This is a genomic window from Cellulomonas sp. P5_E12, assembly GCF_054049315.1.
Genome location: NZ_JBFUMP010000006.1, coordinates 222,600 through 245,746 on the forward strand (window position 1 = coordinate 222,600; position 23,147 = coordinate 245,746).

The 23,147-nt window shown below is 70.1% G+C and carries 20 protein-coding genes, 1 tRNA gene and 2 pseudogenes; 12 read left to right on the top strand and 11 right to left on the bottom strand.

The features are described from left to right. Positions 1-2: 2 nt before the first annotated feature. The 5 genes from ACXJKA_RS07415 (at position 3) to ACXJKA_RS07435 (ending at position 5,910) form a co-directional block, all read left to right on the top strand. Positions 3-1,658 (top strand): ATP-binding cassette domain-containing protein, encoded by a 1,656-nt coding sequence (locus tag ACXJKA_RS07415; RefSeq protein WP_456824548.1) that lies wholly within the window; start codon positions 3-5, stop codon positions 1,656-1,658. Further along, the gene (locus ACXJKA_RS07420) at positions 1,658-2,512 is read left to right on the top strand and encodes an ABC transporter permease (protein WP_456824549.1); all 855 of its coding nucleotides are present in this window, start codon (positions 1,658-1,660) and stop codon (positions 2,510-2,512) included. The genes ACXJKA_RS07415 and ACXJKA_RS07420 overlap by 1 nt, the downstream gene beginning before the upstream one ends. Before the next feature lies 1 nt (position 2,513). Continuing rightward, positions 2,514-3,503 carry an ABC transporter permease gene (locus ACXJKA_RS07425; RefSeq protein ID WP_456824550.1) on the top strand — a complete coding sequence of 330 codons (990 nt, stop codon included), beginning with the start codon at positions 2,514-2,516 and terminating at the stop codon, positions 3,501-3,503. A 77-nt stretch (positions 3,504-3,580) separates the two neighbouring features. Then, positions 3,581-5,182 (top strand): ABC transporter substrate-binding protein, encoded by a 1,602-nt coding sequence (locus ACXJKA_RS07430; RefSeq protein ID WP_456824551.1) that lies wholly within the window; start codon positions 3,581-3,583, stop codon positions 5,180-5,182. 65 nt (positions 5,183-5,247) lie between these two features. Beyond that, the gene (locus ACXJKA_RS07435) at positions 5,248-5,910 is read left to right on the top strand and encodes a GntR family transcriptional regulator (protein ID WP_456824552.1); all 663 of its coding nucleotides are present in this window, start codon (positions 5,248-5,250) and stop codon (positions 5,908-5,910) included. 302 nt (positions 5,911-6,212) lie between these two features. Here ACXJKA_RS07435 and ACXJKA_RS07440 read toward each other — a convergent pair whose 3' ends face one another. Continuing rightward, positions 6,213-7,253 carry a serine hydrolase domain-containing protein gene (locus tag ACXJKA_RS07440; RefSeq protein ID WP_456824553.1) on the bottom strand — a complete coding sequence of 347 codons (1,041 nt, stop codon included), beginning with the start codon at positions 7,251-7,253 and terminating at the stop codon, positions 6,213-6,215. A gap of 695 nt (positions 7,254-7,948) precedes the next feature. Between ACXJKA_RS07440 and ACXJKA_RS07445 the strand changes: the two are divergent. Beyond that, positions 7,949-8,098, top strand: a pseudogene (locus ACXJKA_RS07445) (MarR family transcriptional regulator); the annotation flags it as partial. Between the two features lie 55 nt (positions 8,099-8,153). After that, on the top strand, positions 8,154-8,750 hold the full coding sequence (locus tag ACXJKA_RS07450; RefSeq protein ID WP_456824554.1) for an ROK family protein: 597 nt from the start codon (positions 8,154-8,156) through the stop codon (positions 8,748-8,750). A gap of 533 nt (positions 8,751-9,283) precedes the next feature. Here the strand turns inward: ACXJKA_RS07450 and ACXJKA_RS07455 are convergent. Both ACXJKA_RS07455 and ACXJKA_RS07460 read right to left on the bottom strand, forming a co-directional pair. Continuing rightward, positions 9,284-9,544 (bottom strand): aminopeptidase, encoded by a 261-nt coding sequence (locus tag ACXJKA_RS07455; RefSeq protein WP_456824555.1) that lies wholly within the window; start codon positions 9,542-9,544, stop codon positions 9,284-9,286. A 71-nt stretch (positions 9,545-9,615) separates the two neighbouring features. Beyond that, positions 9,616-10,539: pseudogene (locus tag ACXJKA_RS07460) on the bottom strand (aminopeptidase); the annotation flags it as partial. Positions 10,540-10,875: 336 nt separating this feature from the next. On the opposite strand from ACXJKA_RS07460, the gene ACXJKA_RS07465 reads away from it, so the two are divergent. Both ACXJKA_RS07465 and ACXJKA_RS07470 read left to right on the top strand, forming a co-directional pair. Continuing rightward, on the top strand, positions 10,876-11,142 hold the full coding sequence (locus ACXJKA_RS07465; RefSeq protein ID WP_456824556.1) for a GlsB/YeaQ/YmgE family stress response membrane protein: 267 nt from the start codon (positions 10,876-10,878) through the stop codon (positions 11,140-11,142). 94 nt (positions 11,143-11,236) lie between these two features. Continuing rightward, positions 11,237-11,758: a hypothetical protein gene (locus ACXJKA_RS07470; protein ID WP_456824557.1), complete on the top strand. Its 522-nt coding sequence runs from the start codon at positions 11,237-11,239 to the stop codon at positions 11,756-11,758. A gap of 686 nt (positions 11,759-12,444) precedes the next feature. Here ACXJKA_RS07470 and ACXJKA_RS07475 read toward each other — a convergent pair. The 3 genes from ACXJKA_RS07475 to ACXJKA_RS07485 all read right to left on the bottom strand — a co-directional run bounded on the left by ACXJKA_RS07475 (position 12,445) and on the right by ACXJKA_RS07485 (position 14,860). After that, positions 12,445-13,308, bottom strand: coding sequence for a matrixin family metalloprotease (locus ACXJKA_RS07475; RefSeq protein WP_456824558.1), 864 nt, complete (start codon positions 13,306-13,308; stop codon positions 12,445-12,447). Positions 13,309-13,830: 522 nt separating this feature from the next. Next, complete coding sequence (locus ACXJKA_RS07480; protein ID WP_456824559.1) at positions 13,831-14,601, bottom strand: alpha/beta hydrolase; 771 nt, start codon at positions 14,599-14,601, stop codon at positions 13,831-13,833. 185 nt (positions 14,602-14,786) lie between these two features. Continuing rightward, positions 14,787-14,860, bottom strand: a tRNA-Leu gene (locus tag ACXJKA_RS07485). A 157-nt stretch (positions 14,861-15,017) separates the two neighbouring features. On the opposite strand from ACXJKA_RS07485, the gene ACXJKA_RS07490 reads away from it, so the two are divergent. Both ACXJKA_RS07490 and ACXJKA_RS07495 read left to right on the top strand, forming a co-directional pair. Beyond that, a complete protein-coding gene (locus ACXJKA_RS07490) occupies positions 15,018-15,647 on the top strand; it encodes an ANTAR domain-containing response regulator (protein ID WP_456824621.1) in 630 nt (209 codons plus the stop codon). A gap of 241 nt (positions 15,648-15,888) precedes the next feature. Next, positions 15,889-17,157, top strand: a complete 1,269-nt coding sequence (locus ACXJKA_RS07495) for an ABC transporter substrate-binding protein (protein WP_456824560.1) — start codon at positions 15,889-15,891, stop codon at positions 17,155-17,157. Between the two features lie 81 nt (positions 17,158-17,238). Here the strand turns inward: ACXJKA_RS07495 and ACXJKA_RS07500 are convergent, their stop codons facing one another. Next, positions 17,239-18,003, bottom strand: coding sequence for an endonuclease/exonuclease/phosphatase family protein (locus ACXJKA_RS07500; protein WP_456824561.1), 765 nt, complete (start codon positions 18,001-18,003; stop codon positions 17,239-17,241). A 59-nt stretch (positions 18,004-18,062) separates the two neighbouring features. Between ACXJKA_RS07500 and ACXJKA_RS07505 the strand changes: the two genes are divergently transcribed. Continuing rightward, entirely contained in the window at positions 18,063-18,701 is a 639-nt protein-coding gene (locus ACXJKA_RS07505; protein ID WP_456824562.1) for a nucleotidyltransferase family protein, read from the top strand. Between the two features lie 15 nt (positions 18,702-18,716). Here ACXJKA_RS07505 and ACXJKA_RS07510 read toward each other — a convergent pair whose 3' ends face one another. Genes ACXJKA_RS07510 through ACXJKA_RS07525 form a run of 4 tightly spaced genes read right to left on the bottom strand, consistent with a single transcriptional unit; the run spans position 18,717 to position 22,916 of the window. Then, complete coding sequence (locus ACXJKA_RS07510; protein WP_456824563.1) at positions 18,717-19,547, bottom strand: ABC transporter ATP-binding protein; 831 nt, start codon at positions 19,545-19,547, stop codon at positions 18,717-18,719. Further along, complete coding sequence (locus ACXJKA_RS07515; protein WP_456824564.1) at positions 19,544-20,518, bottom strand: ABC transporter ATP-binding protein; 975 nt, start codon at positions 20,516-20,518, stop codon at positions 19,544-19,546. Before ACXJKA_RS07515 ends, ACXJKA_RS07510 begins: the two co-directional genes overlap by 4 nt. Next, positions 20,508-21,494: a branched-chain amino acid ABC transporter permease gene (locus ACXJKA_RS07520; protein WP_456824565.1), complete on the bottom strand. Its 987-nt coding sequence runs from the start codon at positions 21,492-21,494 to the stop codon at positions 20,508-20,510. Before ACXJKA_RS07520 ends, ACXJKA_RS07515 begins: the two co-directional genes overlap by 11 nt. A gap of 9 nt (positions 21,495-21,503) precedes the next feature. Continuing rightward, on the bottom strand, positions 21,504-22,916 hold the full coding sequence (locus tag ACXJKA_RS07525; RefSeq protein WP_456824566.1) for a branched-chain amino acid ABC transporter permease: 1,413 nt from the start codon (positions 22,914-22,916) through the stop codon (positions 21,504-21,506). Positions 22,917-23,147 lie beyond the last annotated feature (231 nt).

The following is a 23,147-nucleotide window of genomic DNA, read 5'->3' on the forward strand; positions in this document are numbered from 1 at the left end:
CCGTGAGCGAGGCGCCCGTGAGGACGCCGACCACCGAAGCCGTCGCCGTCGTCGACGACCTGCGCCTGTCTCTGGTCCGCAACGGCGAGCGCCGCGAGATCCTGCACGGGGTCTCGCTCTCGATCGCGCCGGGGGAGATCGTCGGGCTGGTCGGCGAGTCAGGCTCCGGCAAGAGCATGCTCGCGCTCGCCCTGCTGGGACTGCTCCCGCACAGCAGCAACCCTGAGACGTCCGGCTGCGCGACCGTCACCGGCGTCGACATGCAGCGCTCGCCYGACAAGGAGCTGCGGCGGGTCCGCCGGGAGTCGCTCGGCGCGATCTTCCAAGACCCGATGACGTCGCTGAACCCAACCATGCGCATCGGCCGGCAGATCCGCGAGTCCACGGGCGACGACGCCGAGTCGGTCCGACTCCTCGAGGCCGTCGGTGTGCGCGACGCGACCCTTCGCCTGCGGGTCCATCCGCACCAGCTCTCGGGCGGCCTGCGGCAGCGGGTCATGGCGGCAATCGCCGTCGCCGGCCGCCCGAGGCTCGTCATCGCCGACGAGCCGACCACAGCCCTCGACGTGACCGTGCAGGCCCAGCTCCTGCAGCTGCTCCGCGAGCTACGCGACGACCTCGGCTGCTCGGTCCTGCTCATCACGCACGACCTCGGCGTCGCCGACCAGATCGCCGACCGCCTCGCCGTCCTGCACCACGGCGAGCTGGTCGAGCTCGGCCCGGCACGCACGGTCGTCACGCACCCGTCGCACGCGTACACGCGGTCGCTGCTGGAGTCGCGGCTCTCGCTCAGCTCGCCACGGGACGAGCGGTTCGCCGACGGGGACGCGGCAACCGCGGTCGGCGGCGGGATGTCCGCAGTGGCGGCCGGTTACGGCGACGGCACCACGGTCGCCGACGGGGACACGCGAGCCAACGCTGTCGTCGCGAAGCCCGCCGTCCGGGTCCGCGGGCTCGAGCGCACGTTCAAGGTCAAGCACGGCGAGGTCCGGGCACTGACCGGCGTCGACCTCGACGTCGCACCGGGGGAGGGCCTGGCCATCGTCGGCGAGAGCGGCTCGGGCAAGTCCACGCTGCTGCGGATCGTCGCCGGCCTCGAGAGCGCCACGGCGGGCACGGTCGAGATCGCTCCCGGCGGTGCGCAGATGGTATTCCAGGACGCGGGCTCGTCGCTGACACCGTGGATGTCGGTGGGCCACACGCTGGCCGAGCGCCTCAGGCCGCTCAAGCTGTCGAAGAGCGAACAGAAGGACCGCATCGAGGAAGCCCTCGACGCCGTCGGCCTCCCGATCGACGTCACGAAGGCCCGTCCGAGCGAGCTGTCCGGCGGCCAGCGCCAGCGCGTTGCCCTAGCCCGCGCGACGGTCGTCCCACCCGCGGTCCTGCTCTGCGACGAACCGACCAGCGCGCTCGACGCGTCCCTCGCCCGCAGCGTCCTCGCGCTGATCCGAGACCTGCGCGCCCGCCTAGGCATGACCGTCCTGTTCGTCACGCACGACCTCGCCGTCGCGCGGCTGATGGGCGACCGGATCGCGGTCATGCAGTCGGGCGCGGTGGTCGAGCTGGGCACCGCCGACCAGGTCACCGCCAGCCCGCAGCACGGGTACACCAAGACGCTGCTCGCAGCCGTCCCCGAGATCCGGGAGGTCCAGGTCTGATGTCCACGGCCGTCGTCCCCCGCACCCGCATCCGCCCGATCCCTGGCGTTCGGCTCGCGCGACCCCTGAGCATCGCGGTCGTCGCCCTGCTCGGGATCGTGACCCTGGTCGCGCTCTTCGCGCGGGTCCTCGCGCCCTACAACCCGGTCCAGCCGGTCGGCGCACTCAACCTCCCGCCGTTCAGCCCGGACCACCTGCTCGGCACCGACTCGATCGGGCGCGACCTGTTCAGCCGGACGCTCGTCGGCATGCAGGTCAGCTGGTTCAGCGCGCTGGCCATCGTCGCGTCGGGCCTGATCATCGGCGGGATCGTCGGCGTCGTCGCCGGATCCCGCGGCGGCTGGCTCGACGACCTGCTCATGCGCGTCACCGACCTCTTCCTCGCCCTGCCGGGAGCCCTGGTCGCCATCGCGATCGTTGCGGCAATGGGACCGGGCCTGCGGAACACGCTCGTCGCGGTCGCGATCGTCTGGTGGCCCTACTACGCCCGGATCATCCGCGGTGAGGTGAAGGCGCTCGCGGCACGGCCGCACGTCGAGGCCGCGAGGTTGTCCGGCGTGGGCGAGATCCGTCTCGTGGGCCGGCACCTGCTGCCCGGCGTCGTCCCGACCGCGGTCGTCACGGCCAGCCTCGACGTCGGCAACGTGATCCTGCTGCTGGCGGGGTTGTCATTCCTTAGCCTTGGCCAGCAGGCACCCGCACCCGAGCTGGGCGCCGACACCGCCCGCGCGATGCAGCAGATGCTGAGCCACTGGTGGGTGCCTGGTGTGCCCGCGCTCGCGGTGCTGTTCCTGACCCTCGTCGCCAATCTCGGTGGCGACGCCGTCCGCACGCTGCTCCCGGCGAGGTGGTGACGTGCGCACCTTCGCCTTCAAGCGCGCCGGCGCGGCGGTCCTGCTGCTGATCGTCCTGTCGTTCGTCCTCGTCGTGCTCCAGCAGATCAGCCCGGCCGACCCGGCCCGGGCCTACCTCGGTGCCAACGCGTCGCCATCTGCCGTGGCCGCGAAGCGCGAACAGCTCGGCCTCGACGATCCGCTGCCGGTCCGTTACGTGCACTTCCTCGGCCACGCGGTGACCGGTGACCTCGGGCGCTCGCTGCGCACCCGCAACGACGTCACGCACGACCTCGGCACCTACCTTCCCGCCACCATCGAGCTGGTCCTGGCCGCGTTCCTGATCGCCCTGTTCCTGGCCACGCTCTTCGCGGTGTCCGGCGCCCTGCAGTGGCGGGGCACAGGGGCGGTGCGCGGTGGGTTGCTGGTGCTCGGCGCCGCGCCACCGTTCGTGCTGGCCATCGTCGGCATCGTCCTCTTCTACGGCCGGCTCGGCTGGCTCCCCGGCAACGGTCAGGGCGCGTCCGACTCACCAGGACCCACGGGGATGCTCGTCGTCGATGCGCTCCTGCACGGAAACGGGCCCTTGTTCGCCGAGGCACTGCGCCACCTGATCCTGCCCGCGACCGTCCTGGCGATCATCCCCGCGGTCGCCATCGGACGGATCCTGCGCACGAGCCTCGAGTCGACCCTGCGCGCGGACCACATCCGCACCGCCCGGTCGAAGGGTCTCGACGAGGGCCACGTCCTGCGCCACCACGTGTTCCGCAACGCCGCAGGGCCCGCCGTCTCGATGGCCGGTCTGCAGCTGGGCTTCATGTTCGCCGGTGTGGTCGTCGTCGAGCAGGTGTTCAGCTGGCCCGGGATCGGCAACTACCTGGCCGCGAGTATCCCGGTGGCCGACTTCCCGGCGATCGCGGGCGTGACGCTCGTGCTCGGGACCATCTACGTCCTCTCCAACACCGCCGTGGACCTTCTCCAGGCGGCGGCCGACCCGCGGATCACCGCGTGACGACGACGGAGGGGCGCACTGCCGCCGCTGCTGTACCTGACCCGTACCCCCGCTCGGATCAACCCAAGGAGACCCCCGTGTCCACGAGATCGTCCCGATCGCTGCGCGGCCTCGCCGTCGTCGGCGTGCTCGTGCCCGCGCTCGCCCTGTCCGCCTGCTCGTCCTCCGACGATGCCGCGAGCGGAGGCGAGACCGCAGCTGCCCCCACCGACGGCGTCCTGACCGTCGGCCTGCTGGGCGACATCGGCCAGCCGCCGGACCCCGACATCTACTACGCCAACAACGGCCTGGCCATCGTGCTCAACGCCTACGAGGGTCTGGTCCAGTACAAGAACGACAGCGACGCCGTCGAGATCGCGCCGCGCCTGGCGACGAGCTGGGAGTCCAGCCCGGACAACACCACGTTCACGTTCCACCTGCAGGACGGGGTCACGTTCCACGACGGCACCCCGTTCACCAGCGCCGCCGTCAAGGTCGCGTTCGACCGGCGCATCGCCGTGGAGGGCGGTGCGTCGTACATGGTGGCTGGCGTGACCGGCGTCGACACCCCCGACGACCTCACCGCCGTGGTCCACCTGGACAAGCCCAACTCGGCGTTCCTGGACTACCTCGCCTCGCCGTTCGGTCCCAAGATGGAGTCGCCGACGGGCCTAGCGACCAACGCGGGCGACGACAACGCGCAGACCTACCTGTCCACGCACGACCTGGGCACCGGCCCGTACGAGCTGACCAAGGCGGAGACCGGCGTCGGCTACACGCTGACCCAGTACAAGGACTACTGGGGCTCGTCCTCCCCGTTCACCTCGGTCGAGCTGCCGGTCTACACGGACGAGTCGGCCCTGGAGCTCGCGTTCGACTCCGGTGACGTCGACGCGATCGTCGCCGCCCTGCCGTCCTCCAGCCTGGACAAGTATTCCAAGGCGGCAGTAAAGAACTACTTCCTGCCGACGCTGCAGTCCGCGCTGGTCACGGTGAACTCGAGCCTGCCGTTCTTCAAGGACACCGAGGCCCGCATCGCGTTCCTCAAGTCGCTCGACCAGAAGTCGCTCGTGGAGCAGGTGCTCGGCGCGCGGTCGTCGGTGGCCACCACCATGTACGCCGGCGGGATGATCCCGGGCGACGCCGACAAGCAGGCGATCAGCTACGACCCGAAGCCGCTGGCGGACTACGCGGCGACGCTGCCCGACGACGCGAAGTCCCTAGTCATCGGCTACGCCAACGGAAATGCGAACGCCGAGCAGATGGCCAACATCGTCGTCGCGAACCTGCAGACGGACGGCCTCAAGGCGACCGCGCAGGGCTACGAGACCAGCACCGTGTTCGGCTGGATCAACGACCCGACGCAGGGCCCCGACGCCTTCATCGACGGCAACAACGGCCCCGACGGCGGCAACCCCTACATGTGGGGCCACGTGTTCTGGGACGCCAGCGGCGGGATCAACTACTTCGGCTGCCAGTCCGAGGAGGTCAACGCCCTGCTCGACCGGGCCGTCGTGGACGGTGACACCGACCTGTACACCCAGGCCGGCGACCTCTACGGCAAGACCGGCTGCTACCTGAACCTGTCCTACAACAAGGACTGGGTGGTCGCGCAGTCGTGGCTCACCGGCGTGGCCGAGAGCCACAACATCGGTGCCAACGAGCTGAACTTCGCCATGCTGGGCATCGACGGTCAGTGAGCTGATCGGGACCGGGCCCGTTCGTCGCGAGCCCGGTCCCGACCTCGTCGGAAAGGACTCGACGCATGACCAAGATCGCCGAGCCGAAGGCCTCGCTCTCGCAGCGCATCTACGACACGGTGCGCGAGCGGATCATCCTCGGGCACTACCCGCAGGGAAGCCGCCTGCCCGAACAGCGCATCGCCGAGGAGCTGGACGTGTCCCGCGTCCCCCTGCGCGAGGCCGTCCCGCTCCTGGAGCGCGACGGGTTCGTCCACACGTACCCCCGTCGCGGCGCCGTCGTGGCGCAGTGGGGGGAGAAGGAGGTGGACGACCTGTTCGACGTCCGCCTGTGCCTGGAGGTGGGCGCGGCCGGCTACGCCGCACGGCAGGTTGCCGACGGGGCATCGCTGGCACTGCTGGACGCCGCGCTCGAGGTCTCGCAGGACGTCGTGTCGCTGCGTGACCCGTTGCGGATCGCGCAGGAGAGCACACACTTCCACGAGGCGATCGTCGCGACCGCCGACAACGCCCTCATGCTCAAGATGATGCGCACGATCTCCGGGCGGATGACCTGGTTGTTCTACATGACCAGCCAGCTCGACGTCGACGAGGCCTTCCACGACCACGTTCTGCTGCGCGAGGCGATCGCTTCCGGCAACCCGCGCGTAGCGGAGTCGGTTGCCTACGCCCACATCGAACGCGACCGCGTGCCTTCGTTCGCGGCGATGCCCCCTGGCACGAGCTGACCGCCACCGCTGATCAGGTCGCCGATGGGCGTGTTGGTGTGCATCGCCGCGCAAGACCGTCGTGGTCATCTAGCCTCGCGCACGCGTCTTTGGGCCCGTATGGGTGGGGCCGTTCGGCTCGCGGATGAACTCTCTACTGACGGGGACCGCGCCGGCGAGCACTACGGCCGATTGAGCTGTCCTCCGTCGCGGCCCTCGGAGCTTCCGGTCCGTCGCCCGCCGGCCCCGCGAACGCCCTGAACCTGGCCGAGACCACGGCCATCGACCGCGCCGCAGTCGCACCGCAGGTGGTGCTGGTTGAGTCAGCTCTCGTCCGCGAACTTTCCACGGACGGTTCCGTCCATGGCATCCGCAAGGGCGTAGATCAGCGGCCAGGCGCCCTCGGAGCTGTTGCCGAGCACGGTCACGGTGGTGCGTGTCTCCGGAATGTGCGTGGACCGGAATGACGCGCCGGCGTCGTAGCCCTCCAGGATCAGCGACGAGTTTCGGCGACCCAGCCAGAACCCCATTCCGTACCGCTTGTGCTCTGACGGCACGTCGAAGCGGGGACGAATCATGTCGGCGAGCGTGCCGGACGACACGATCCGGCCGTCTAGCAGTGCGTTCCAGAACCGGTGCAGGTCGTCGGCGGTGAGGTACATCCCGCCGTCGCCGTTGCCCCGTACGGGGAGGTGCAGCACGTTGGTGCGATTTCCCTCCTCGTCCAAGTACCCGAGCGCGGCATCCTCAGGGAGGTCATCGGAGCGGAGAAATGCAGAGCCGGTGAGTCGCGCCCGGTCGCAGACTTCGGTCTGCACCAGCTCATGAAACGTGCGGCCGCTGACGCGCTCGGCGACGAGCGCGAGCACCATGTACCCGCCATTGCAGTAGGAGAACCGCTCGCCGGGAGGGAACCTCTGCGGGAAGCCGTCGAGGGCGGGCAGGAACGCCTCGGTCTCGGCCAGCACATGCAGCGGCAGGGAGAAGATGTAGTCGTCGATCTCCCCGTCGCCTTCCTCGTCAAGGTAGTCGCCGATACCGGAGGTATGGGTGAGCAGGTGCTCGATCGTGACCGCGTCGTCGATGAGACGCAGGTCGTCGCCCAGGATCGGGCGCACGAGGTCCCCGAGGCCGAGCTTGCCGACCTCGATGAGCCGTGTGATCACGAGCGCGGTGAAGCCCTTGTTGCCACTTCCGGCCGAGATACGGGTGCTCGGGGTGTTGGGGACGCCGAGGGCGCGGTTCGCGAACCCCTCGCAGCGCTCGAGCGTGCGCCTGTCACCAACATCGATGGTGAGTACGCCGGTGAACGACTCCGCCTCGATAGCGGCATCAAGCGCCTCGGGGGAGATAGGAATGGTCACTGTTGGACTCCCAATGGTCGGGGCACAGTGCACATCCTTCCAGCGCTGCCCTTCGGCACGACAGGTCAGGTGCTATCAGGGTCGTCGGTCGTCGGTCGACGTCGATCACCGCCACCGAGCTGGAGACCCCTTTTGTGCTGGTCAGCCGGACCACACCCTGGCCGAGTCAAGGTGGCTTGAGGCGTGCTTGAGAGGTCGGCGAGTGCGCCAGTGGGGGATCACGGCTCCCACGGTTACCCCACGAATTCGCCGCACGGCGACGCTCGACAACAGTCAATGACGCGCGGTGCTCGCCGCCGCGCAACGCGTAATTCCGCAGATCACACACGGTTTCGCCAGACGGCATGCTGAGCGACAGCGCGAGGGCCCTCGCGCGCGCGGTGCTGATCCACGGGCCGATCTCCGGGAGCGAACTGACCAGCAGACTCGGGCTGTCGCCGCCGAGCCTCACGCGCCTCGCCAAACCGTTCCTCGACCGGGGGCTCCTGGTCGAGCTCGACGACCGGCCCGACGGCTCGGTGGGCCGCCCTGTCCGACCGCTCGATGTCCGGCCTGGCCTGGCTCACTTCGCCGGCGTCAAGGTCACGGGGGAGTCCCTGCACGTGGTCGCGACCGACGTGCGCGCTGCGCTGCTCGCGTACGAGGAGCGCCCGCTGGGCAGCCACGACCCCGGAGACGTCGCCGCGGAGATCGCAATGGCTGTCCGGGGGCTCGGTGTCGACCGCATCGCGGGCGTCGGCGTGTCGCTGGGTGGCGCCGTGCGCGACGGGCGTGTGGAGTTCGCTCCGTTCCTCGACTGGACCGACGTGCCCTTCGCGCGGCTCGTCGAGGCCGAGCTCGGCGTGCCCGCGTCGCTCGAGAACGACCTGGTCGCACTCGCCGAGGCCGAACGCTGGTTCGGTGGGCCGCGGCATCCCGGGGTTCGTCGTCATCACCATCGGCGCCGGCATCGGCGACGCCCTCGTGGTGAACGGCGAGGTCGTGCACTCCCGGGAGGCGGGCGTCGGCCTGGGCGTGCACATCCCGCTCGCGTCCTCCGGCCCCGTGTGCCACGCCGGGCACCGCGGGTGCGCCGAGGCGATGCTCACCTCCGGGTCGATCGAGGCCCAGGTCTCTGCCGCGCTGCAACGCCCCGTCGACTACGACGAGGTGCTGCGCCTGGCCGGCGAGGGCGACCCGGCGGCGAGGACCGTGGTCGGCGAGGCCGCGGCGGCGCTCGGGCGGCTCGTCGCCATGGCCGCCAACCTGACCCTGCAGCCGGCGGTCGTCCTGGCCGGCGAGGGCATCGGGCTGTTCGCCGTCGCCGAGGAGCGAGTGCGAACCGCCGTCGCCGCCGACCGCGACCCCCGCGCCGAACCCGTCAGGCTCTACGTCGACGACTCCGGCTTCTCCGCGTGGGCCCGAGGAGCCGCGACCGTCGCCATCCAGGATGCTGTCGATCGCATCGACCTCGACCTGGTGGACCAGGAGCTGCTGCCAGCCTCGGCTCGGGTTTGACCCCATACCCTGCGCATCACAGCGGGGGTGGGGTAGTCGCTGCAAGCGTCCTTGACGTTCGTTGGAGCGAGGTCGTGACGCCCGACCCCTTGTCGAGCGGGTCCGCGAGTGGCCGATCGTCGCCGCGCCAGAGCTGCCGGGCGCTCCTGCTGGGCGCCGACCGCCCGAATCGCGGGACCTATCGACCGGCAGCCAGTCGGCGGGAGGCTGACGGCGATCTGCTCGTTCCGCGAACGACCAGCTGCGGCGTCACGACGAACTGCACCGGTCGGCTCCGGCCGTTGATCGCTCCAGCAACAAGCGCGCGCTCACCGAACCCGTGAGATGAGCGTCCTGATCGACCGTCGTCAACGAGATGCGGGGTATTCCTGCGATGAAGATGTTGTCGCAGCGAGCCGAGCCGTCGGCGGGTTCGGACGACGAAGTGCCTGCATCGAGGCGATGTAGCCGCCCTCTTCCGAGTAGCTCGTCCCGATTACATCGGGCTGCAGGCCATGGCCGCGCATCGTGGCTTGGAACTCGAGCACGTTCGCTCAGGTCAGCGCGAACTCGCCCCCGGCGACGATGGAGACCGCCCCGCCGTTCACGTCCAGACCGTCGATCTCGACCTCCGGGCCGCCGATGACGACGTCTACGTGCGTCGGCGACTGGTTGAGCCCGGCCTCGACGCGCTGCGCCGGGTCGAGTTCGCGGGCACCCTCGAAGGTCGTCGGGTAGCCATGGCCCCACGCCACGTGCGAGCCGATGTTCTCATCGAACAGCATGTCGCGGAACGTGAGGCCCGTGCGCCCCACCCGCGCGGTCGTGTCGCGATTGCCACCTCTCCGAGGTGGCGAGCTCGCGGGACGGTGTCCAGCTCGTTCCGCACGGCAGTCTCGCCGACATCAGCGCGGGCGGCCACGATCGCACCCTCGGAGAAGTCGAGCTCGAGTCCCTCGACGAGGGTGTTCACATGGCTCAGGTAGAACGGAGCCGTCGTTCGCACCGTGYCGTCCGCGCGCCGCCAGTCAGGGGCGGTGTAGACCTCCTCGGTCGGCAGGTTCACGACAAACGTGTGGCCGTCGGGTCCGATGTGCTCCGCGGTCGTCCAGCGGGACGCCGGGGACAACCCGACAACCAGGTCCGTACCGGGCCCCCGGAACCGGACGGCGTCGAACCGCCGATCGTTCAGCGCGTCGCGCCGCGCGGCGAGGTTCGTCAGGTGCGCCCGCCAGGCGTCGCGCGGATCCGGCTCGTCCAGGCGGACCGCTACCGCGACCGCGCGCCACAAGCGTTCGACGTCCGGCTCGCCGAACAGGCTTCTGGCCCACCCTTCGTTCGGAGCGCCGACGACGGCCCACCGCACGAGGTCGTTGGCCATGGTCGGAAGCAGCTCTCGGACGATATCCATCCGTATCGCCGCCAAGACCCGAGCGGAGTCGGCGCCTGTCATCGCGTCGGGATTCGGGTTGCCCGTGAGGTTGATGATCGCCGCCCCGTCCTCTCGCGCTGCCCGGATGCGGTCCACCTCGTACTGCAGCCCGCGCCCCTGCCACTCAAGCGGGGCGTGGTCGACGATGAGCCGCTGCAGATGCTGGTCGGCGTACTCGATAGAGACGTGCGCCGCGCCGGCGCGGTACGCGGCGCCGGCGATGGCCCGGGCGACGTCGGCGTGCTCCACCTGGCACCGGATAACCAGCCGCTGCCCGGGCTGGAGGTTGACCCCCACCCGGACGGCAAGATCGGCGTAGGCCGCGATGACACTGTCGAGCGAGTCGTCCACGTCATGCCCCCGGTCTCGCGCCCCCACGGAGACCGGCCGGTGGGTCGCCCGGTCGCTGACATCGTGACACTGGCGTTCTGGGGTGGCAACGCCGAGACATCGGACCCAGGCCCGCGGCGGAAGCCGCCTACCTAGCAACGGGTTGCGGCAGTCTCACGGCGTCGGGGTGCGCTGCGACAGGCCGCGGGATCTAGGAGGTCGCCCGGCGACGGCGAGCCTCGTCCGAGTACGACGAGCCTCCTACGAGTACGCCGCACTGTCCGGACCACGGTGGACCGATCTTCAACGAGCGGGCTGAACGCATCGGCCCTAGATTCACTCGTCGCCGTACCCGGCAGACCACCTCACGAGGAGACCCTTCACATGACCCCCGCAGGCATCATCTCGGCCATCGTCATCGGCGCCATCATCGGCGTGCTCGGCCGCCTGGTCGTGCGCGGCAAGCAGAACATCTCGATCCTGGTGACGATCATCGTCGGCATCGTCGCCGCGCTGCTGGGCACCTGGCTGGCCAGCCTCGTCGGCGTGGAGACGACGGACGGCATCGACTGGATCGAGCTGCTGTTCCAGATCGTCCTCGCCGCCATCGGCGTGTCGATCGTCGCCGGGAGCGTGCGCCGACGCAGCTGACGCGTCCATCGACCGCGGCCCGCCTGTCGGGCGGGCCGCGGGACGGTCGGGCCGCCGGGTCAGCAAGACCACGCACCTGATCGAGGAGGAGAACATGGCCGCGACGAACGTGGGTGTCGATCCGCAGCTGTTGAGGATCTATCTCTCGGACCACATCGCAGGGGCCGCCGGTGCTCATGCCCGCGCGGAGCGGATGGCGCGTGCCTATCGCTCCACCCCCTTGGCCGGCCCGATGGCCGACTTCGCGGCGGAGCTCGAGAAGGAGCGCACGCTGCTCCTCGAGCTCGCCGACGGTCTGGGCCTGCGCGTCGGCAGGTGGAAGTCGGCCGCCGCCTTGACGGCCGAGCGGGTGGGCAGGCTCAAGCCCAACGGTCGGATTCGCAGCGCCTCACCGCTGTCCGCCCTCCTCGAGCTCGAGGTCCTGCGTGCCGGCGTGAACGGGAAGCGCGGCATCTGGGACACGCTCGCGGCCTGGAGCGGAGCCCTCGATCTCGACCGGGCCGACTTCGACCAGCTGGAGCAGCGAGCTCGGGCGCAGATCGACATGCTCACCGGGCTCGCAGCCGTCGCGCGCGACCGCGTCGCCGCCGGCGCGACGGACATCCGAGGGGTCTGAGGCGCGACCCCTTCGGCCTCGCCCGCGCGGCCGCGCGGCAGACCTCCCTCACGGCGATCGTTCGCTTCCAGCGAACATCTCGCTGCGGGCACTCCGCGTACCAGAGTGCTGATTCGTTGTGATGCTCTCGGGTGCCATGCCTCCGCGTCGAGACTGCGCGGCGCTGGTCTTCAGGCACGGTCCGAACGCCATGGCGAGCGACAGCGGCCGATGCCCGGCCGAGTGCTCGCATGGCGTTGTCGAGGCGGGCACCGCACGCCGCTCCGACGCGAAGGAGGAGGCCCGGCGGCCCCGACTTGCCGGGTCTACTTGCTCACGTGGTGGAACGGAACGACGTTCTGATCTGGCATGTATCTGGCACGAACGCACGAAGGCCCCCTCGAAAGGGGGCCTGACCTGTGGCTTTACTGGCTCCCTCGACTGGACTCGAACCAGTAACCGTCCGCAGATCCTTTACTCGACAGGTGTCCCTGACGACCTGGTTACCCCGAATACCTGCCGCGTGAAGGCGGCGGGCTCGGCGCCAAGTGCGAAGACGATCAGACCAGGCACAGTCGCCGAACTCCAGACCGCCAGGCGTCGATGACGCGTGGAAACGGATCTGTCGTCGACGGTCTACCTGCTCAGGAACCAACGCCGTCGTTAACACTCGACGGCGGTGCCCGAACTGCTGAGCGCCATGGTGCTCACAGCCGCGGGTCGCACACCCCGCCGCCGAGCGCGGCGAGCCCGGTCAGGTCGCCTGCTGCGAACGTGGTCACGTCGACTGAGCCAACCGGGTTCATCAGTTGGGTGGGGTCGTTGACGTGGTCGAGGCCGACGAGATGTCCGAGCTCGTGCTTGACGACGGAGGACGCGTTGCCTTCGTACTGCTCGAGCTCGGCGATCTGTGGGGCATCCAGAGACACGATGCCGGTGACGCTTACGAACAGGGTGCCGTCAAGGCTCACTGACTGTGGCCCACCGACCCCAGCGATGTCGCCGGCCAGGCGCACGTTGGTCGCCGGAGTGTCCCAGGAGATGAGGACCGGGGACCACCGGTCGCCGTACCGGTCCGGCTGCGACATCGACCGCGGTGAGGCGGGGTTCGGTGCCTCGTCGGTGGTGCCGTCGTTGACGAACACGAGGCCGGTCGCGGCGTGCACGGCTGCGACGGCGTCCGCGATCATCTGGTCGCCTCCCGTAGGGGCGCCGGTAGCGCTGGTGACGTAGTGGATGGGTCGGCATGGGTCCCACGAGACCGGGGTGACGCCGTCGGGCTGCTTGCTGAGGAACGTGTACGACGAGCTCGGGGTCGTCACCTGGGGCGGGACGCCGAGCGGTGTGGTCGCGGCCTCGCGGCCGGCGGTGGGGAACCCCAGCGCCTTGCGGGCTGCGTCCGGCACCGTCGGCGCAGGCTGCTGGGTGGCGACGTCCGCGCCAAGCCCCGCAGCGGCGTGTTGCAGGCCAGGGATGGCAGGAGTGCCCGCCGCAAGGACGTTGGTGCCACCCAAGAGTCCGAACTTGCCAGCGGCCGCGGCGGCGAAAGCCACGACTACGAACGTGGTCAAGATCGCGTTGTAGGCGGGGCTGCCGCGGAACTGGCGTCGCCCAGGTCCGTATGACAGGGGGAGGGTTTCGTTGGTCGACCTGCGGACCCCGCGAGCGGACGTCTTCGCCGTGCGGAGATCCCGGCGGCTCACGGGGAGCCCGGGAAGAAGCGTCGGTGGTCCCGCCCGCCACGGTTCGGGTGTGGTGGGATGCCCGCGGCGGGCTTCGTCGATAACCCACTGCGGGGTACGTCCGCTCGGGGAGCGCGGCAGGTCGTCCGGCGGTGGGTTGTTGCCTGTCAACGGTGCGCCTCTCGGGTGCGTGGTCCTTCTCCGCCTATCGGTCGACGGCAGGTCGCACTGAAGGATGCCAACCTTCTGACCTGCGTCATCAGGGAAGGCGCCACGTCCACCCGGTGCACGCGCCGGGCGGGCCGGTACCCGGATCGTGCGCTGGGGCGCTCCCACGCCGTGAGCCACGAGCGACCCGGTCCTTCAGGGCGCACCCCAGACGTAACCCAGGCGGCGCACTGTGGGCCGGTCTTAGCGCGGGATCGGGAGCCAGTCGAGCACGCGCCGGATCTGGTCGTCCCAGCGGGACCACTCGTGCTCGCCAGGGCCGTCGCTGTACGTGAGCGGCAGTCCGCGGGCCAGCGCCTCGTCGCGGAATCGCACGTTCTGGTCGTAGAGGAAGTCCTCGGTGCCGCACCACTGGTACAGCGCGGGCGTCGTGGACACGTCCGCTCGCGCGACGAGGTCGAGCAGGTCGTTGCCGTCGGCGCGCAGCTCGTCGACCGAGCCGAAGATCGTGCGGAGCTCGGGCCCCATGTCCGTGTCGAACTCGGAGGCGACGTCGAGGGCACCTGACAGGCTCGCGGCCGCAGCGACTGTCCCGGGCTTGTTCAGCGCCCATTTGAAGGCGCCGTAGCCGCCCATCGACAAGCCGGCGACGAACGTGTCCTCCCGCCGGTGAGATAACGGGAAGAACGACCGCATCAGCGCGGGGAGCTCCTCGCTGACGTAGGTCCAGTACCGGTTGCCGTGGACCATGTCGGCGTAGAAGGACCGGTCCGCGGCCGGCATGACGACCGCCAGCCCGTGTTCGGACGCGTACCGCTCGATCGATGTGCGACGCATCCAGATCGAGTGATCGTCGGACAGGCCGTGCAGCAGGAACAGCGTCGGATGCCGGTCGGTCGTGGGCGGCGCGCTCAGGCCGATCTGCCGCGCGGACGCGGGCTGCGGGAGCAGGACGTCTGCTTGCACGGACAAGCCCAGGACCTCGGAGAAGAAGTGCGTCTGCAAGTAGGCCACGTCGCAGACGCTAGTGGTGGCCCGCCCGTCCAGACCAGAAGGATGATCGTCCCGCGCAGGTGCCTCGCCGCGCTCACGTCGCGTGCGGCCGAGGAATCGGCCACGTCAACCAGCGGTCGTGGTCGACGCACGATCTCTTATGACACGTATATGACACGCCGACACGTATGACCAGGTCAGATGCGTGCCCCGAGTGGGATTCGAACCCACACTGGATCGGGTTTGAGCCGAACGCCTCTGCCGGTTGGGCTATCGGGGCCGTGCAGCAGGATAGCCGCGCAGCAGCCGAGCGTGGACCGCGTGCTCCGCCTCACAGGTGCAATCACTGCGAAGGGACGGGCGCCTCCCACTACTCTGTGCACGTGAGCACCGACGCGACCCCCCCGACCGAGGCGGCCCCCGACGCCGCCCTCGACCTGAGCACTCCCGCGCCGGCGGGTGAGCCCACCCCGGCCCCGAGCCGCCCCGCCCGGCGCGCCGTCGTCGCGGAGGACGAGGCGCTGATCCGGATGGACGTCGTCGAGACGCTGCGCGACGCGGGCTTCGACGTGGTCGGCGAGGCAGGTGACGGTGAGCAGGCCGTGCAGCTGGTCACCGAGCTCAAGCCGGACGTCGTCGTGATGGACGTGAAGATGCCGATCCTCGACGGGATCTCCGCGGCGGAGCGCATCGGCAAGGCGCACCTCGCGCCGGTGGTCCTGCTGACGGCCTTCTCGCAGAAGGAGCTCGTGGAGCGGGCGCGCGACGCCGGCGCCATGGCGTACGTCATCAAGCCCTTCAGCCCGGCGGACCTGCTGCCCGCCGTCGAGATCGCGATCTCGCGCTACGCGCAGATCACCGCGCTCGAGTCCGAGGTGGCCGACCTCGCCGAGCGGTTCGAGACCCGCAAGCGCGTCGACCGGGCCAAGGGCCTGCTCATGACCAAGATGGGGCTGACGGAGCCGGAGTCGTTCCGGTGGATCCAGAAGACCTCGATGGACCGCCGGCTCACCATGCGCGAGGTGGCCGACGCGGTCATCGAGCAGGTCGGTGGCGGTTCGTCCTGACGAGTGAATGACGAAGGCCGGCCAGGGAGATCCGGGCCGGCCTTCGGCGTGTCCGGACCGTCCCGATATCGGTCGTCTGTCCAGGTTGGCGTAGTTACTGGTCGGTCACAACTTGGCAACAACCCTCGCTGAGACGCGCTGATTCACATCGCGGACACAAACAATGAGTACCTTCGCGCCACACCTGCAGGACTCCTACCGGGATCCTGCGGATCGCAGTACTCACAGAGGGGTACCACGAATGATTCGTTCGACTCACGCAGTTCGGGCCGCGGCCCTGGCCGGTGCGACAGCGCTGGTTCTGACCGCCTGTGGCGGCTCCGGCGACAGCGGCGACGACGCGACGGACGGCGGCACTGCCGCAGGTTCCTCCGACGCCCTGATCATCGGCACGCTCCTCCCGCAGACGGGTTCGCTCGCCTACCTCGGCCCGCCCGAGATCGCCGGTGTCGGGCTCGCCATCAAGGAGATCAACGAGGCCGGCGGCGTGCTGGGCAACGACGTCGTCCAGGAGGACGCCGACTCGTCCGACGCCGACCACGCTGAGGTCGCCACGCAGTCGGTGACCGACCTTCTCTCGAAGAAGGTCCAGGTCATCATCGGTGCGGCATCCTCGTCGGTCACGCTCAACGTGGTGGACGACATCACGGCAGCGAAGGTCGTCCAGATCTCGCCCGCCAACACCGCCACGAAGCTGTCGGGCTACTCGCCGTACTACTTCCGCACCGCCCCGCCGGACACGGTCCAGGGTGCGGCGCTCGGCAACCTGATCACGGGTGACGGTCACTCCAACGTCGGCATCCTCGTCTTCAACGACGACTACGGCACGTCGCTGCGCGACGTCGTCCAGGAGACCGTCGAGGGAGCTGGCGGCACGATCACCTACGGCCTGAAGGGCCAGGAGTTCGACCCGGCTGCGAGCAGCTTCGACTCCGACATCACGGCCCTGCTGGCCACCAACCCCGACTCCGTCGTGGTCCTGGCCTTCGAGCAGACGAAGCAGATCATCCCTGCGCTCGTCGGCGCCGGCGTCGACCCGTCGACCATCTACCTGGTCGACGGCAACACGGCCGACTACTCGGCCGACTTCCAGCCGGGCACCCTCGAGGGCGCTCAGGGCACCATCCCCGGTGCGTTCCCGAGCGACGACTTCCAGGCCAAGCTGAAGACCGTCGACGCCAACCTCAAGGACTTCGCCTACGGTCCCGAGTCGTACGACGCCGCCATCCTCGCCGCGCTCGCCGCGACGAAGGGCGGGGCCACGGACGGCGAGACCATCCAGAAGAACCTGGCTGCGGTCTCGGGTGCCGACGGTGGCGAGGAGTGCTCGACGTACAAGGACTGCGTCGCCCTCATCGAGGACGGCAAGGACATCCAGTACAAGGGCCAGGCCGGCGTGGGTCCGTTCAACGCGGACAACGACCCGTCCAGCGCCTTCATCGGCGTCTACAAGTACGGGAACGACAACAAGAACGTCTGGGTGAAGGCGGTCGAGGGCTCGGTCAAGTGACCTTGCGCTGATCGCGTCGACAGACGCTGAACCACCACCGAGGGCCGGTGCGGAGCGATCCGCACCGGCCCTCGGTGCGTGTCAGTCGAGCGAGACGTCGACGACGAGGGCGCGGTGGTCGGACAGGCCGGTGTCCACCGCGCGGCCGGGACCGAGGGCGCGCACCCGGCCGTCGGCGAGGATGTGGTCGAGCTGGCGCGTGGGGGAGCCGACGGGGTAGGTCGAGGCGGTCGCGAGCGCGCGCATGCCCGTCGTGCGGGTCGGGCGGTCGTCGTCGAGGTTGAGGTCGCCCAGCAGCACCAGGGGGCGGGGGAGCGGGGCGACCTGCGCCGTGAGGTGCCGGAGCTGGCGGGTGGTCCAGCCCGGGATCACGGTGAGGTGGGTCGCCACGGCCGTCAGGACGCCCTCAGGGGTGTCCAGGACGGCCGCCAGGGCAGCGCGGGGCTCGTCGCGGACCAAGGAGGGCCAGCGGTTCCCCGGCCAGCGCACGGGGGTTCGACCACGCAGCGTCGGGAGGGCGAGCACGCGCCACTCGCGCACGGGGTACCGGCTGAGCAGCGCGATGCCGTACCCGGCGGTCGACGGCTGGAGCTCGCCGGTCGCCGCCGTCCAGAGGCCCGGCTCGCCGTGCAGGACCGCGGCGAAGCGGTGCTCGGGGGCGTCCATGGCCCGGGCGGCCACCGACGTGAGGTCCGCCCCGTGCGAGCGAGGCTGGTCCCGGTCCACCTCCTGCAGCGCGAGCACGTCGGCGTCGAGCGCGCGGACGGCGTCGGCGAACCGGTCGACGTCGACGGCGTCGTCGACGAGGGATCTCGCGTGCAGGATGTTGAAGGTCGCCAGGCGCATCCCGACGATTGTCGCGGTCGACCTGCGCGCCCGCGCGTCGGCGTGTAGACAGTGGAGCCATGACGCAGCAGGGTGCCCTCGCCGACCCCCCGGACGACCGCACAGCCCTGCAGGACGGGCTGCGGCTCACCGCGGTCGCGCTGACAAACGCCGAGATCCCGTTCGCGCTCGTCGGCGGCTACGCCGCGTGGGCCCGGGGCGCGCCGGAGCCGAGCCACGACGCCGACTTCGCGGTGACCGAGAAGGACGTCGACCGGGCCAAGGAGGCCATCGCGGCGGCGGGCCTGGACGTCGAGGACCCCGCGGAGAACTGGCTGTTCAAGGCGTTCCACCACGGGCAGCTGGTCGACGTGCTCTTCCGGATGGTGGGGGAGCCGGTCACCGAGGAGCTGCTGGCACGCAGCGACGTCCTCGAGGTGCTGGCGGTGCGGATGCCGGTGCTCAGCGCCACCGACGTCGTCTCCGCCAAGCTGCGGGTGCTCGGGGAGCACGCGTGCGACTTCGGGCGCCTGCTGGCCATCGTCCGGGCGCTGCGCGAGCAGATCGACTGGGACCGCGTGCGCGCCGACGTCGGTCCGCATCCCTACGGGCGCGCGTTCCTCTTCCTCGCCGACGAGCTGGGCATCACGGACGTCCGCCCCACGCCCGGGACGGACGTCGAGCCCGGCCGCGCGGATGCGACCGGGCTCGACGACTGACGCGGCTCGGGCGGGTCAGGCCTCCGGTGCCGGCGGCGGGGTCGTCGGCTTGTTCGCTTCCTCGACGTCCGTGGCCAGCGTGCCCAGGTACAGCTCGATCACCTTGGGGTCGTGCATGAGCTCCCGGCCCGGCCCGGAGTAGGCGTTGCGGCCCTGGTCGAGCACGTAGGCGCGGTCGCAGATCTGCAGTGCGCGGCGCGCGTTCTGCTCGACGATGACGATCGAGACGCCGGCCTTGTTGATCTTGCGGGTCCGGATGAACGTCTCGTCCTGCCGGACGGGCGACAGGCCCGCGGACGGCTCGTCCAGCAGCAGGACGGACGGGTCCATCATCAGCGCCCGCGCCATCGCGACCATCTGCCGCTCACCGCCGGACAGCGAGCCGGCCCGCTGCTTGCGGCGCTCCCCGAGGGTGGGGAACAGGTCGACGATGAACTCGAACCGCTCGTTGTACTTCTTCGGGGCCTGGAAGATGCCCATCTGGAGGTTCTCCTCGATGCTCAGCGAGGGGAACACGTTGTTGGACTGCGGCACGAAGCCGACGCCGCGCTTGACCAGCGAGTCCGAGCGCAGGCGCGTGATGTCCTCGCCGTGCAGCGTGACCGCTCCCTGCCGGACCGTGACCAGGCCGAACAGGGCCTTGAGCAGCGTCGACTTGCCGGCGCCGTTCGGGCCGATGATGCCGACCAGCTCGCCCGGGTGGACCACGAGGTTGCAGCCGTTGAGGATGTCGACGCCGGGGATGTAGCCGGCGTAGAGGTCCTTCGCGTCGAGCAGCGGCTCGCCGGCGGGTGCGCCCCGGTGGACGGACGCGGCGTCGGTGGTGTCGGTGGCCGTCGTGCTCATGACGTCTCCTCCTGCTCGCCGCGCGCGATCGCCTCGGCGCGGACCTCCGCCTCGAGCTGCTCGGTGGTGTCGTCCTCGAGCAGGCTGTCGTCGCCGAGGTCCGTGTCGTGGTGCTTGCCCAGGTAGGCGTCGACCACGGCCTGGTCCTGCATGACGGTCTCGGGGGGTCCCTCGGCCACGATGCGCCCCTCGGCCATGACGATGACCCAGTCCGAGATGTGCCGGACCATGTGCATGTCGTGCTCGACGAACAGCACCGTGGTGCCCTCGTCGCGCAGCGCCTCGACGTGCCCCAGCAGCGACTGCGTGAGCGCGGGGTTCACGCCGGCCATCGGCTCGTCGAGCATCACCATGGTCGGCTTGCTCATGAGCGCCCGCGCCATCTCGAGCAGCTTGCGCTGGCCGCCCGAGAGCGAACCGGCGAAGTCGTCCCGCTTGGTGTCGAGCTTGAACCGGGCCAGCAGCTCCTCGGCCTGGACGGTGATCTCCTTCTCGCGCGCCCTCCACAGCGGCGGGAAGAGGGCTGTGACCAGGTTCTCGCCGGGCTGCTTGGTGGCGCCCAGCCGCATGTTCTCGATGACGAGCATGCGGCTCAGGGCCTTGGTCAGCTGGAAGGTGCGGACCATGCCGGAGCGGGCCACGCGGGCGGCCGAGACGCCGTGCAGCGACTTCCCCTCGAACGACCAGGTGCCGGTGCTCGGCTTGTCGAAGCCGGTGAGCAGGTTGAAGAGCGTGGTCTTGCCGGCTCCGTTCGGGCCGATGAGGGCCGTGATGGCGCCGCGCTGGATCTCGATGTGGTCGACGTCGACGGCCGTCATGCCCCCGAAGTGGCGCGTGATGTGGTCGGCGACGACGATCGGGTCGGGCTTCTTGGCACCCGGCACTCGGGCGACGTCGGCCAGCTCCGCCGCGACGGCGGCGCGGCGGCTCGCGGCCGGAGCGACCGTGGTGGCCGGAAGGTCAGCGGACATTGATCGCCAGCTCCTTCTTGTCTCCGAGGATGCCTTGCGGACGGAAGATCACCAGCAGCATGAGCGTGACGCCGACGATGATCCAGCCGAACTGCTCGATCTGCTCGTTCCGCATGATCGTCTCCGGGACGCCGTCGCGCATGACCGTCTTGATCAGCATGAGCCCGGCCCAGAAGATGATCGAGCCGAGCACGGGTCCGAACACGGTCGCGGCACCGCCGAGCAGCAGGATCGTCCAGATGAAGAACGTCATCGGACGGCCCATGGAGTCGGGTTGGACGGCTCGTGGCAGCACGTAGATGATGCCCGCCACCGCGCCGATGACGCCGCCGAGGATGAGCGACTGCATCTTGTACGAGTAGACGTTCTTGCCCAGGGACCGGACGGCGTCCTCGTCCTCACGGATGCCCTTGAGCACGCGGCCCCACGGCGACTTGATGAGCAGGTAGACCAGCAGGCAGGCGAGGCCGACCACGACCCACGCGACGATGCGGATCCACCAGCTGTTCGACGCGTTGGTGGCGTACGAGAACGGGCCCAGCGACCAGACGGTGTCCGGGAAGGGTGACGCGCCGGTGAACGTGTGCTTGTACTCGTTGCCGCGCAGGCCCGACGAGGCACCGGTGATCTCCGTCAGCGCGGTCGAGCGGCCGACGAGCCGGACGATCTCCGCCGCGGCGATCGTGACGATGGCGAGGTAGTCGCCGCGCAGCTTCAGCGTGGGGATGCCGAGGATGAGCGCGAACACGGCCGCGGCGGCCATGGCCACGGCCACGGCCGCCCACAGGGGCCAGCCGGCGATGGTCGCGATGGCGAACCCGTAGGCGCCGAGCAGCATGAAGCCTGCCTGGCCCATGTTGAGCAGCCCGGTGAGGCCGAAGTGGATGTTGAGGCCGATGGCGCCGAGCGCGTAGGCGGCCGTCGTCGGCGCGAAGACCTCGCCGGCGACGTTGGTGAGGATGCGGGACCAGTCCATGTCTGCTCCTTAACCGATCCGCTCGGCGCGGCCCAGGAGACCCTGGGGGCGCAGCAGCAGCACGAGGATGAGGATGAGGAGCGCCCCGGCGTAACGCATGTCGCTGGGGAGCACGAGGTTGGAGAGCTCGACGACGAGCCCGATGACGATCGAGCCGACGAGTGCGCCGAAGGGGGCGCCGAGGCCACCGAGCGTCACCGCGGAGAACATGAGGAGCAGCAGGGCGCCGCCCATGTTCCAGCTGGTCGCGTTGAGGTACAGGCCCATGAGCACGCCGCCGAGGGCCGCGAGCGCGCCGCCGAGCGTCCAGACGAGCCGGATGACGCGCTCGACCGTGATGCCGGAGGCGGCCGCGAGTGCCGGGTTGTCGGAGACGGCCCGTGTGGCGCGCCCGATCCGGGTGGCGAGCAGGAAGTACGCGACCCCGCCGAGCACCGCGCCGGCGATGATGACCGACCAGATCGACGTGACCGAGATACGGACCGTGCCGATGGTGACGATGTCGGGGTTCTCGGTCACGATGCGCAGCGCGCTCGCCCCGAAGAAGAACTGGTACGTGTACTGCAACGCCATCGACAGGCCGATGGTGACGATCATCTGCTGGGTGGTGCCCACGCGCCGCCGGCGCAGCGGGTGCCAGATGCCGGCGTCCTGGATCCAGCCGCTGAGGGCGCCCGCGATGACGGCGAGCACGCCGGAGACGACGAGCGGCAGCCCGAAGGTCTGCACCCCGATGTAGGCGAGGATCGCGCCGAGCGTGACCTGCTCACCGTGCGCGAAGTTGCTCAGGCCGGTCGTGCCGTAGATCAGCGACAGGCCGACGGAGGCGAGCGCGAGCAGGATGCCGAAGACGAGCCCGCTCACGGTCTGCTGCGCGAGTCGCGACCAGCTGAACCCGCCCTCGGAGGACGAGCCGGTCGGCGCTCCCGTCTCTCCGTCGGTCTCGCCTGCTCCCGCTGACGCGGTCGGGCTCGGCCCCGCGTCGCCGCCCGAGGCCGCCGGCTCCCCGAGGGGGAACAGCGCACCGCTGGACGAGCCGAGCGTGACGGTCACGGTGCGCGGGTTGCCGGTCGGGTTCCGCAGGGTCTCGCCGGCGGGGAGGGTCGCCGGGTCCAGCGTGACCGTGTAGTCGCCCGCCGCGGTCACCGGGGCGGTCCACTTGCCCTCGGCGTCGGTGGTGACGGTGAGGGTCCCGCCGGCTMCTTCGACCGTCAGCGTGACGCCGACGGCGGGTTGGCCCGCGGCCGTGCGGATGGTGCCGTTGATGCACCCTGTTGCCGCGTCGGCGACGCACGGTCCTGTCGCTGCGTGCGCCGCGGAGGGCGCGAGCACCAGGACGAGCGACGCGACGAGCAGGACGAGCAGGGCGCTCGCGCTTCGGCGCAGGGTGGGGGAACGGTCCAGGGTGGCGAGCTCTCGCACCTGGGACCTCCGTCCGTCTGTTCGGGTGTGGCACGTCGAGAGTCGCCGCGTCGTTGCAGCGACCCGTCCGACGTCTGCCGGGTGGCAGGACGATAGGCAGGGATTGTGTCGTGTTCGTTTCGTGAAGGCGAGACTTCCGTCCCTTGCGGTGCCAGCGTGTCGGAACTTTTCTGGTCGTTCGTCCAGAATTGGTGGCGGGTCGTTCGGATGAGGGACGCCACAGGACTGGCA